General features: G+C 64.5%; 5 protein-coding genes. 4 read left to right on the top strand and 1 reads right to left on the bottom strand.

Annotated features, from left to right (window positions below; translation table 11 throughout):
- Nucleotides 1-104: 104 nt before the first annotated feature.
- A complete protein-coding gene (locus EB815_RS12720; protein ID WP_056565938.1) occupies nucleotides 105-1049 on the bottom strand; it encodes a transglutaminase-like cysteine peptidase in 945 nt (314 codons plus the stop codon).
- Nucleotides 1050-1371: 322 nt separating this feature from the next.
- Here EB815_RS12720 and EB815_RS12715 point away from each other — a divergent pair, with 322 nt between their 5' ends.
- From EB815_RS12715 to EB815_RS12700, 4 genes are all read left to right on the top strand, one after another.
- Nucleotides 1372-10290: a VCBS domain-containing protein gene (locus tag EB815_RS12715; protein WP_171883287.1), complete on the top strand. Its 8919-nt coding sequence runs from the start codon at nucleotides 1372-1374 to the stop codon at nucleotides 10288-10290.
- A 72-nt stretch (nucleotides 10291-10362) separates the two neighbouring features.
- A complete protein-coding gene (locus tag EB815_RS12710; RefSeq protein WP_065005669.1) occupies nucleotides 10363-10731 on the top strand; it encodes a hypothetical protein in 369 nt (122 codons plus the stop codon).
- Between the two features lie 340 nt (nucleotides 10732-11071).
- Complete coding sequence (locus tag EB815_RS12705) at nucleotides 11072-12271, top strand: ABC transporter substrate-binding protein (RefSeq protein WP_056565923.1); 1200 nt, start codon at nucleotides 11072-11074, stop codon at nucleotides 12269-12271.
- A gap of 18 nt (nucleotides 12272-12289) precedes the next feature.
- A complete protein-coding gene (locus tag EB815_RS12700) occupies nucleotides 12290-13018 on the top strand; it encodes a thermonuclease family protein (RefSeq protein WP_244493935.1) in 729 nt (242 codons plus the stop codon).
- The last annotated feature ends 117 nt before the right edge of the window (nucleotides 13019-13135 follow it).

Genomic DNA, 13135 nt, shown 5'->3' with positions numbered 1-13135 from the left:
GGCGCGAAAACAGGAGCTGAAGCGCCTCGCACGGATCCATTGCGACCCGGCGCACTTCACGGCGAAGACGCACCGAACCGGGCGCTTCGCCTTTCTCAGAGCGCTTACGGCTGCAGGCCTTCGCCAGGTGCGACCGTCGCAAGGCCGCCTTTGATATCGGCGACTTGGGCCGCGCCGGCCCTGGCGCCGTGGATCCACGCGCGGTCGGTGCTGAACGAGTACAACGGCACATAGTCGGGGAGATCGCTGTCGCGCGAGACAACGTTGCTCAGGCTGTCCAGGATGAACACACCGCTGCCGGTGCTGACAGACAGCACGGCATGGAAGAAACCGCGCTTGCGGTCCTGCAGCACAACGAGCGACATGCTCTGCGCCGGAATGCCTGCGCGCAACAGCGCCGCCATCTTGAGAATGGCGAAATCCTCGCAGTCACCTGCCCGCCGCTCGAGAGTTTCCGAAGGCTTGGCCCAGTAGTCGAGCTTGCCGTAAACCACGCTGTCCTTCTTGTAGGCGATTGCGTGGTTTACGCTTGAGTTGATGAAGGACAGCTTGTCGATGAACCGCTTGTCCTTGGCAACATTGACGATGGCGGTGAAGATGCTGTTCTTGCCGTCGCACGCGCTGCCCGTGGAACAGTCGACGATGGCCTTGTAGACCGGTGCCCAACGCGCGGAAACCGGGAAATTGTGCATTGACAGCGCAACCGATCCAAACACGCCGGGAATTATCGACGCCGTCTGGATGGGATCGATCCCGACATTGCCCTGCATCGCCGAAGAGCCGCTTTCCCGATCGATGGAGGCAGGCCCGTAGCTGCCGAAAACCGAACCGATCCTGTAGGCCGAGGCGGGCTGCCAGGGCTGCGGCCGCAGCAGCGAAATACCACCGAGGGTGGGAGGCGTTTCGACCCTTGCCAACAGCGAATCGACCGGACCGACGCTGCTCGGGAACGCGCTCGCGGACGATGGCTGCGGCAGGCCCGTGATTCCGATTGCCAGCAGCAGCGCCTTGAGCCCGATTGCCCCCAGGGCAGATTTTTCTTTTTTCATAACGCCCACCTTTGACTGTGGACGCTACCAATTCCGCCTCAAGTTATTGCAAATGAAGGTGGATAAGTTTCCTGTACTTGATAAGTCTCATTTTGTTTAAAATTTTATGCAAATTATACTTGTGTTTACCAAGCAACCGGAGCCGACCCGCGAAAGACGTATCTAATGCCAGTCCATGTATATCAGGTTATATGTTTCAAGTTTACCACGCGTAAAAAATCCTGAAGACCGCATATCCGAATATATGAAACAGATTGCAGGATAGTTGCAAAGTGGAAGGCGCCACTGTCTCTTTCCGGGAAATGCCGGAGGGGTTTTGGCTATGACGAACAGTAACGATTTGGACACCGTCTCGAATTCCTGGGACGAGCACTCTGAACACAATGGCTTGCCGTCGCAGGCGCAGATTCAGGTCGCGGAAGCAGCCACGGCGCAAAAGGCGGCTCCGGCAGCCGCCGAACCGGTTCCGGTCGACGTCGGCAACGGCACGCCCGTCAAACCGGAACCACCCGCGGAGGCCAAGGCCCCGGCGGCGGCGCACGAATATGTGGCCGACACCAGCAACGTGGTGAAACTGCCAGCCAACGTCTCGATCGACAACATCAAGGTCGACGGCCACAATCTCGTGCTCGAACAGGCCGACGGTTCGGTGATCGTCATCAAGGACGGCGCCCTCAACGTGCCGACCTTCATCATAGGCGACGTCGAGGTGCCGCGCGTTGCCTTGATCGCGGCGTTGGAAGCAAGCCATGTCGATGTCGCCTTTGGCGCCGACGGGTCGATGTCGGCGGGCCCGGGAGGGTCGACATCGAGCGCAGGCGGAGACTTCTCGGTTCCCCCAGGCGGTATCGGCGACGGGTTCGGCCTGTCGGCACTGTTGCCGCCGACGGACCTGGCGTTCGGCCAGCCGGACAACCGCGAGCTGTTCCCGTCTCTTCTCAAGCCCGATTCCACACCGTCGATCGGCGGCCTGACGCCCGAGCTCGGTGGCGGAGACACCATCGTGTACGAAAAGGGCCTGACCTCGGCTCCCGACACCAGTGAGATCAATACCGGCACGTTCACCATCTCCTCCCCCGACGGCGTCGGCTCGCTGACGATCGCCGGCCAGGTGATTTCGGGTGCCGCGCTTGCCAACAGCGCATCCACTTCGGTCAGCATCACCACGCCGCTCGGCAATACGCTGACCATCACCGGCTACGATGCCAGCACCGGCCAGGTGAGCTACAGCTACACGCTTGTCCACAGCGAGCCCCATCCCGGCGCCGGCATCGATTCCATCTACGACAACATGACCGTGACCGTGACCGACACCGACGGCGACACCTCCGCTCCCGCCACGCTTTCGGTCCAGATCGTCGACGACGTGCCGGTTGCGCACAATGCGAATGCCGGCGCGCTGACCGAGGACGGCGCCACGACCACGGTCGGGGGCAACGTCACGACCGACTACAACAACACGTTCGGCGCCGACGGCCCGGCGGCTTCGGGCTCGGTGGGCTGGGGCACGGCGACCGCCACGCTGAACGGCAACACGGTCAACCTGGCCGACTACGGCACGCTGGCGCAGAATGCCAACGGCACCTGGAGCTTCGTGCTGGACAACAGCAAGCCCGCGACGCAGGCGCTGGGCAGCGGCGATACCATCAACGTCTCGCTCGGCTACACGCTGACCGATCATGACAGCGACGCCGACAGCAAGACCATCACATTCGAGATCAACGGCGCCAATGACAACGCGACCGTCACGGTCACGCCGAGCGACGACGCCAATGCCGATGGCGCCGCCAGCGTCGTGTACGAACACGGTCTGACCTCGGTTGCCGACACCAGCGAGACCGACACCGGCACATTCAAAGTCACGGCCACCGACGGCATCAAGGACGTGACCATCGGCACCGAGACCCACACGCTGGCCGACTGGGTCGGCAAGACCATCAACACCGGCGAAGGCACGCTGACGATCACCGGCATGACGCCGGCGGGCGGCGGCACCGAAGCCACCTTCGCCTACAGCTATACGCTCAACGGCGCGCAGACCCATCCTGCCGGCAACGGCAACAACACGCTGCCCGACAGCGTCGCGGTCGCCGTCGACGGCATCGGCGGCACCCATGGCGAGGGCACCATCAGCATCGTCATCGTCGACGACGTGCCGGTTGCGCACAATGCGAATGCCGGCGCGCTGACCGAGGACGGCGCCACGACCACGGTCGGGGGCAACGTCACGACCGACTACAACAACACGTTCGGCGCCGACGGCCCGGCGGCTTCGGGCTCGGTGGGCTGGGGCACGGCGACCGCCACGCTGAACGGCAACACGGTCAACCTGGCCGACTACGGCACGCTGGCGCAGAATGCCAACGGCACCTGGAGCTTCGTGCTGGACAACAGCAAGCCCGCGACGCAGGCGCTGGGCAGCGGCGATACCATCAACGTCTCGCTCGGCTACACGCTGACCGATCATGACAGCGACGCCGACAGCAAGACCATCACATTCGAGATCAACGGCGCCAATGACAACGCGACCGTCACGGTCACGCCGAGCGACGACGCCAATGCCGATGGCGCCGCCAGCGTCGTGTACGAACACGGTCTGACCTCGGTTGCCGACACCAGCGAGACCGACACCGGCACATTCAAAGTCACGGCCACCGACGGCATCAAGGACGTGACCATCGGCACCGAGACCCACACGCTGGCCGACTGGGTCGGCAAGACCATCAACACCGGCGAAGGCACGCTGACGATCACCGGCATGACGCCGGCGGGCGGCGGCACCGAAGCCACCTTCGCCTACAGCTATACGCTCAACGGCGCGCAGACCCATCCTGCCGGCAACGGCAACAACACGCTGCCCGACAGCGTCGCGGTCGCCGTCGACGGCATCGGCGGCACCCATGGCGAGGGCACCATCAGCATCGTCATCGTCGACGACGTGCCGGTTGCGCACAATGCGAATGCCGGCGCGCTGACCGAGGACGGCGCCACGACCACGGTCGGGGGCAACGTCACGACCGACTACAACAACACGTTCGGCGCCGACGGCCCGGCGGCTTCGGGCTCGGTGGGCTGGGGCACGGCGACCGCCACGCTGAACGGCAACACAGTCAACCTGGCCGACTACGGCACGCTGGCGCAGAATGCCAACGGTACCTGGAGCTTCGTGCTGGACAACAGCAAGCCCGCGACGCAGGCGCTGGGCAGCGGCGATACCATCAACGTCTCGCTCGGCTACACGCTGACCGATCATGACAGCGACGCCGACAGCAAGACCATCACATTCGAGATCAACGGCACCAATGACACACCCACGATCACGGGCGACACCACGGGTGCGGTCGTCGAGGCCGGCAATGCCGACCCCGGCACTGTGATTGCCGGCACGACCTCGACCGATCCGGGCGCGCTGACGGCCGGCTCGCCGACGGTGAGCGGCACGCTGACCGCGCACGATCCCGACGCGGGCGCCACGGCCACCTGGAGCGGCGATACCGCCGGCACCTATGGCAGCTTCGCCGTCAACCCGACCACGGGCGTGTGGACCTACACGCTGGACAACAGCAAGCCCGCCACCAACGCACTGGCCGAGGGTGCCAGCGTGACCGAGACCTTCACCGTGACGGTGACGGACGACAAGGGCGCGACCTCCACCCAGAACGTGACCGTCACCATCACCGGCGCCAACGACAGCCCGGTCATCAGCTATGCGGCGGGCAACGCGGCCGGCGGCGTGACGGAAGACAGCACGCTGACCACCAGCGGCCAACTGGCCTCGGCCGATCCCGACACCGGCCACACGGCCACCTGGAGCGTCAGCCCCAACAGCCCGCAGGGCACCGGCACGGCCTACGGCACATTCAGCGTCAACAGCAGCGGCCAGTGGACCTACACCCTCAACAACGGCAGCGCCGCCGTGCAGGCACTGGCGCAAGGCCAGAGCGTGACCGAGACCTACACGGTGCGCGTCACCGACGACAAGGGCGCCTGGGACGACCAGCAGGTCACCGTCGTCATCAACGGCACCAATGACACACCCACGATCACGGGCGACACCACGGGTGCGGTCGTCGAGGCCGGCAATGCCGACCCCGGCACTGTGATTGCCGGCACGACCTCGACCGATCCGGGCGCGCTGACGGCCGGCTCGCCGACGGTGAGCGGCACGCTGACCGCGCACGATCCCGACGCGGGCGCCACGGCCACCTGGAGCGGCGATACCGCCGGCACCTATGGCAGCTTCGCCGTCAACCCGACCACGGGCGTGTGGACCTACACGCTGGACAACAGCAAGCCCGCCACCAACGCACTGGCCGAGGGTGCCAGCGTGACCGAGACCTTCACCGTGACGGTGACGGACGACAAGGGCGCGACCTCCACCCAGAACGTGACCGTCACCATCACCGGCGCCAACGACAGCCCGGTCATCAGCTATGCGGCGGGCAACGCGGCCGGCGGCGTGACGGAAGACAGCACGCTGACCACCAGCGGCCAACTGGCCTCGGCCGATCCCGACACCGGCCACACGGCCACCTGGAGCGTCAGCCCCAACAGCCCGCAGGGCACCGGCACGGCCTACGGCACATTCAGCGTCAACAGCAGCGGCCAGTGGACCTACACCCTCAACAACGGCAGCGCCGCCGTGCAGGCACTGGCGCAAGGCCAGAGCGTGACCGAGACCTACACGGTGCGCGTCACCGACGACAAGGGCGCCTGGGACGACCAGCAGGTCACCGTCGTCATCAACGGCACCAATGACACACCCACGATCACGGGCGACACCACGGGTGCGGTCGTCGAGGCCGGCAATGCCGACCCCGGCACTGTGATTGCCGGCACGACCTCGACCGATCCGGGCGCGCTGACGGCCGGCTCGCCGACGGTGAGCGGCACGCTGACCGCGCACGATCCCGACGCGGGCGCCACGGCCACCTGGAGCGGCGATACCGCCGGCACCTATGGCAGCTTCGCCGTCAACCCGACCACGGGCGTGTGGACCTACACGCTGGACAACAGCAAGCCCGCCACCAACGCACTGGCCGAGGGTGCCAGCGTGACCGAGACCTTCACCGTGACGGTGACGGACGACAAGGGCGCGACCTCCACCCAGAACGTGACCGTCACCATCACCGGCGCCAACGACAGCCCGGTCATCAGCTATGCGGCGGGCAACGCGGCCGGCGGCGTGACGGAAGACAGCACGCTGACCACCAGCGGCCAACTGGCCTCGGCCGATCCCGACACCGGCCACACGGCCACCTGGAGCGTCAGCCCCAACAGCCCGCAGGGCACCGGCACGGCCTACGGCACATTCAGCGTCAACAGCAGCGGCCAGTGGACCTACACCCTCAACAACGGCAGCGCCGCCGTGCAGGCACTGGCGCAAGGCCAGAGCGTGACCGAGACCTACACGGTGCGCGTCACCGACGACAAGGGCGCCTGGGACGACCAGCAGGTCACCGTCGTCATCAACGGCACCAATGACACACCCACGATCACGGGCGACACCACGGGTGCGGTCGTCGAGGCCGGCAATGCCGACCCCGGCACTGTGATTGCCGGCACGACCTCGACCGATCCGGGCGCGCTGACGGCCGGCTCGCCGACGGTGAGCGGCACGCTGACCGCGCACGATCCCGACGCGGGCGCCACGGCCACCTGGAGCGGCGATACCGCCGGCACCTATGGCAGCTTCGCCGTCAACCCGACCACGGGCGTGTGGACCTACACGCTGGACAACAGCAAGCCCGCCACCAACGCACTGGCCGAGGGTGCCAGCGTGACCGAGACCTTCACCGTGACGGTGACGGACGACAAGGGCGCGACCTCCACCCAGAACGTGACCGTCACCATCACCGGCGCCAACGACAGCCCGGTCATCAGCTATGCGGCGGGCAACGCGGCCGGCGGCGTGACGGAAGACAGCACGCTGACCACCAGCGGCCAACTGGCCTCGGCCGATCCCGACACCGGCCACACGGCCACCTGGAGCGTCAGCCCCAACAGCCCGCAGGGCACCGGCACGGCCTACGGCACATTCAGCGTCAACAGCAGCGGCCAGTGGACCTACACCCTCAACAACGGCAGCGCCGCCGTGCAGGCACTGGCGCAAGGCCAGAGCGTGACCGAGACCTACACGGTGCGCGTCACCGACGACAAGGGCGCCTGGGACGACCAGCAGGTCACCGTCGTCATCAACGGCACCAATGACACACCCACGATCACGGGCGACACCACGGGTGCGGTCGTCGAGGCCGGCAATGCCGACCCCGGCACTGTGATTGCCGGCACGACCTCGACCGATCCGGGCGCGCTGACGGCCGGCTCGCCGACGGTGAGCGGCACGCTGACCGCGCACGATCCCGACGCGGGCGCCACGGCCACCTGGAGCGGCGATACCGCCGGCACCTATGGCAGCTTCGCCGTCAACCCGACCACGGGCGTGTGGACCTACACGCTGGACAACAGCAAGCCCGCCACCAACGCACTGGCCGAGGGTGCCAGCGTGACCGAGACCTTCACCGTGACGGTGACGGACGACAAGGGCGCGACCTCCACCCAGAACGTGACCGTCACCATCACCGGCGCCAACGACAGCCCGGTCATCAGCTATGCGGCGGGCAACGCGGCCGGCGGCGTGACGGAAGACAGCACGCTGACCACCAGCGGCCAACTGGCCTCGGCCGATCCCGACACCGGCCACACGGCCACCTGGAGCGTCAGCCCCAACAGCCCGCAGGGCACCGGCACGGCCTACGGCACATTCAGCGTCAACAGCAGCGGCCAGTGGACCTACACCCTCAACAACGGCAGCGCCGCCGTGCAGGCACTGGCGCAAGGCCAGAGCGTGACCGAGACCTACACGGTGCGCGTCACCGACGACAAGGGCGCCTGGGACGACCAGCAGGTCACCGTCGTCATCAACGGCACCAATGACACACCCACGATCACGGTTGATACCGGCAATCCTGGTGGCGCCAACGATGTGGTGTACGAAGCCGGCCTGCCCGCAGGCTCCAAGGTCGGTCCAACTACCATCGATGTCGACGGCACATTCAAGGTTTCGGATCCGGACGGCCTGAGCGATGTTGCCTCTGTCACCGTCAAGGGCACGACCATCCTCATCGCCAATCTGGGCAACAACAATGTAATCAACGGTGATCACGGCACACTCACGATCACGAGTTACAATGCGGCAACCGGGGTTGCGACCTATGTCTACCACCTGACCTCTCCAACCACCGATGTGCCCAACGTAACGGAAACCGACGTCTTCGGGCTAACGGTTACGGACAAGACCGGCGCCAATGCCTCGGCAGCGATCACCATTGAGATCGTCGACGACGTTCCGACTTTAGGCGCCGTGCAGAATCAGCAGACCAACGATGATCCTTCGCAGACGCCTGCGGTCGGCACGCTCCATTTTGTCGCCGGTGCCGATGGCGTCGGATCAGCAATGACAATCACGGCCGATACAACTGGTCTGACCTCAGCGGGACATCACCTTGTGACGGCGCAGTCAGGCAATGTTTTGACCGCCTACGCCGACAATGACGGCAGCGGAACCTTCACCACGGGCGATACGGCGGTTTTCACCCTTACCGTCAATCCCACCGCCGGCACGTCAGGGCAGTATGTGTTCGACTTGCTGGCGCCGCTCGATGGCACGGTGACCCCTGTTTCGATCGGGAGCGGCAGTTCTTTCGGCGCAGGCCCAACTGCATCCATCGTTGTGGATGTGAGCAAGACGAACCACGAGCATATCGTCATGGTGACGGGCTGGGGTGCGTCTATCGATAACAAAGGCGATGTCTCATCCCCAATGTCCCCAAGCCAGGAAGCGGCGTGGCTATCGGGGGGCAACCCGGTATTGAAGCAGGACGTCAACGTGAACGGCTCGGCAGCCGGTTGGGGGCTGGACAACAATAATTTCGATCAAGGGGAGTTCATGCGTTTCGACTTCGGAACGCCGAACTCTTACGCAAACTCTTACACCGATCCAGCTGGCACCAACCCCTATGTTGCGCCAAATGGTATCACCATGGATAACGTCTCCTATGCGACGTTCACCTTTGGCGCGGTTGATCCTGTCACCAACAAGATTGAATTCGTCGCCCATTACGTCGACGGAACATCGCAAGCCTTTACTCCAGCGACCGGCGCTACGTCGGTGACCATCCAATCGCCGACCGGATTACAGATTGCCTGGATCGATGCGTACGAGTCCTCGGGCTCGACGAAACTCAACCTGACGAGCGTCGGGACGATTTCCACCAGTGTCGACCATACGATCCCCTTTACCCTGCAACTCGGGGATGGCGACGGGGACACGACAACGACCGCCAATTTCTCAGTCCACGTGAAAGACGGATTGGCGCCTCTCGCTGTTGCCGCTCCGATCTTGCTCGACCTCAACCACGACGGGATCCACACCACCGATCTGACGCACTCCACCGTTTCGTATGACTACAATGGCGACGGCGTCGCTTCGAAAACCGCGTGGGTCGACCAGCATGACGGCATCCTGGCGATCGATCTCAACGGCGACGGCAAGGTGAGCAATGCGCCGGAGTTTGTGTTCACCCAGCAAGCCCCTGGTGCCAAGACCGACCTTGCCGCGCTCGAGCAGCTCTACGACACGAACCATGACGGCAAGCTGACCGCCGCCGATCACGACTTTGCGCAATTTGGTGTCTGGCAGGATGCCAACGGCAACGGCGTATCGGATCCAGGCGAGTTCAAGTCACTGGCCGCCTTGGGCATCGTCGAGATCGGTCTCGAGAGCAACAATCAGTACTCGGTTTCGGCAGACGGCTCGGTCTTGACCTATGGCGAAGCCACCTTCACCACCGCCGATGGCCAGACAGGTGCGGTTGGTGACATCGGCTTCGGCAATTTCGATGGTGCAGGCCCCGCGGGCACGTCGACCATCGCCGGCACTTCAGGCGCTGACACTTTCAAAATCGACAATCTGAACATCAAGGACCTGATCTCGGACTATCATAGCGGCGAAGGCGACAAGATCGACTTGAGCGCGTTGTTCGACAAGGCGCCAGTCGGCAACATCGCCGACTATGTGCATTACAACAATGCGACCGGCGCCGTGAGCGTCGACACCAGCGGCTCGGGCAACACGGCCAACTTCGTGGATGTCGCCGTTCTGCAGAACACGCCGGCCGCCGGGACGATCAACATCCTCTACGACGACACGCAGCATCAACAGCACACGGCCACGATTTAGTACTTATGCGTGGCCGTGCTCCCGTGCTATGCATTAGCGAAACATAAAATTGCAGTTTGGAGAGGGACTTACATGAAGCGTTGTGGAAGATTGCTGGCTACGGCCGCCGCGCTGCTGCTGGCTGGATCGACGGGCTTCGCCGCCGACATCATCGAGGGACCTGTAGGCGACTATTGCCGCACCGTCGGCACGTCCAACCTGGTGCTGACCGACAATATCGTCGATCTCAAGCAACAGGTGGTGAAGCTGATGGACGAGTCGGTTGCCGTCGCCAACAGTTCGGAATGGATCAATTCATCCCGGCCGGCATTCGTGTGGGCATCGGAAGCCAAGGTCGCCTGCGGCATGGCCTATGGCTATCTGAAGACGAACTACAAGGACGAAGACACACTCAACAAATGCGAGTGCTTCCACGATCGCATGGTCGAGTACATGCACTGACCGGATAGGCCGTGCCTGTTGGCCGTCATGACAGCCGAGCGATCGATCCTGGGGGCGGTCGCCGGCATAATCCCCCTGACCAGCGTCGCCCGTTTGCCGCGCAGTCCAGTGGAACTTGGCGCGGACGGCCCGTACACCACCGCACGAAGCATCGCGCCGGGCACAATGAGCCGGGTCCCGGGTGATCCGCGCCCGCTGCCGCAGGCGAGGTCGACCAATGCTCAAGGCGGTGAGGGCCCGCCTCCTTGAAGAGCACGGCAAAACAGCACGGCACATCCGCCGCAACATGAATTGAAGACCAGACCGGGAAATACCCGGCGACAGATAGGGTGGAGCAATCATGGAAGCAGGCCGGCAGGTCCGCAACCCGCCGATTTTGGCAATCACCCTGGCGCTCGCCACGATAGTGTCGGGCTGCCAGTCGAAAGGCGGCGTTTCCGACGTGCTCGATCCGGCCGCGGTTGCCGCGCCCGCCGGCCAGAGCGGCGCCGCCGGCGCCGGTCCGGCCCAGGCGAGCCAGTCGCTCGGCACCGGTTCGACCAAAGTCACGATGTTGCTGCCCTTGTCGGCTCCCGGGACGTCGGGGGAGAACGGCAGGAAGATGCGTGACGCCGCCAAGCTGGCGATGACCGATATCGGCAATGGATTGCTGACGCTGACGATCGAGGACACCAAGGGCGACAGCGCACAGGCCAGCAAGCAGGCCGTGCAGGCCATAACGACGGGATCGAAAGTGGTCATCGGTCCGACCGAACTGCCGGCGGCGCAGCATATTGCGACGCTGTCCGGATCGAAGCGGCCGCCGGTCCTGGCGCTTGCCGACAATTTCGCTGGCGGCGCTGGGGTTTATGCCGTGCGTCTCAGCGAAGCCGACAGCGCCGCGGCGGGCGCAGCTGGGCTCGCCGCGAAAGGCCGCAAGAAGTTCGTACTGCTGGTCGCGGAAGGCTCAAACGCCAGCGCCGTGGAGAAGCGGGTGGCGAATGGCCTTAGCATCTATGGCGCAACGCTCGCGGTCACCCTGCCTTATTCGGCCGGTGACGGCGGCGCGAAGGCCATCGACCAGATGGGCTCGCTCGTGGACGCTCCCGACGCGGTCATCGTTGCCAGCGGCGACGGCAGCCCCTCGCCCGTCCTTGCCGCTCTCAAATCAAAGGGCATTCCGGGAAAGGCAATCTCCGTCGTCGGAACGGACCGCTGGCTGGAACATCCCATGGATCCGTTGTTCGAGGGGGCATACATCGCCACGCTCGATTCAAGCGAAACCGGACCGATCGCCGACCGTTTCAGGACGACATACAACTACCCGGCCGACGTCAATGTGGCCTATGCCTATGATATGGTTGCCCTGACAGCTGGGATAGCGAGCGCGGTCGGACCTGACGGCTTCAGCAAACAGGTGCTCGAAAACCCGAACGGGTTTCGCGGATCGACAGGTTTGTTCCGTTTTCGCGCTGACGGATCCAGCCAAAGATCGATGCCATTCTATCGGATAGAAAAGGGTGCGCTCAAACTGGTTGCCAAATCGACGTCGGGTTTCTGACCGGCTGCCGGGGGGACCTTGCTTGAACGCCGCGATGGCCTGATGGGCACGCCTCGGCATGTCCGACTGATGATCGCGGTCGGGAGCCTTGAACTGCTGGTCGGAATAGTCCTGATCATGCACGCCGGAGCCTTGCTTTCGGTCGACCGGCCCGGCCCTGCTCCGCCGCTGGAAAATTCCGGCAAGCAGGCGGCCCCGGCGGACACCGCCACTGTCGACGGATCAAGACGAGAACCGGCACGGCGGATTGCCGAGAGCCTCATCGCCCCGCCGCCGGTTGACGCCTCGGAAATCGAGCGGGTCGAAGCCCGGCCGCCGCTCGGTGAACTCGGCCTCGCCATCCGCCCCAGGACGCCAATGCCGCAAGACTGGCGCGAAACCCTGCTCTACCATCCCATTGCAACGTCGTCGGCGACTTTCGAATCGATGGGGCGGAAAGTGGCGATCAGCGGGGCCCTGGACATCGACGTGGCCCAGACCTGCTCCTTTCGCGACGAAGCCTGGCCCTGTGGGCTGCGCGCCCGCGCGGCCTTCAATGCCTGGCTGCGGGGGCGCGCGCTGACCTGTTTCCTGCCGCCGGAAGCCGAGCGCTTTGCCATCGCCGCGCCGTGCCGGCTGGGCAAGCAGGATGTCGGCGCCTGGCTCGTCGCCAATGGTTGGGCCATGGCGCTGCCGGGCGGCATCTATGGCAAGGCGGAAGCAATTGCCAAAGATGCCGAGATGGGTATCTTCGGGCCACCGCGATAGGCTGGGAGGGGCAGGCTCGGTCGCCAAGGTCGCGCGATGACAAGGATGGATCGTTCAAATTGTACGGTTCGGCGAAACCGAAATTACGGCAGACAGGCCTTATATCAGCCGATCTGA

The sequence above is a fragment of the Mesorhizobium loti genome (assembly GCF_013170705.1).
Classification (GTDB): domain Bacteria; phylum Pseudomonadota; class Alphaproteobacteria; order Rhizobiales; family Rhizobiaceae; genus Mesorhizobium; species Mesorhizobium loti_D.
Note: the sequence above shows the minus strand (reverse complement) of the source record. Positions and strands in the feature narration are given on the sequence as shown.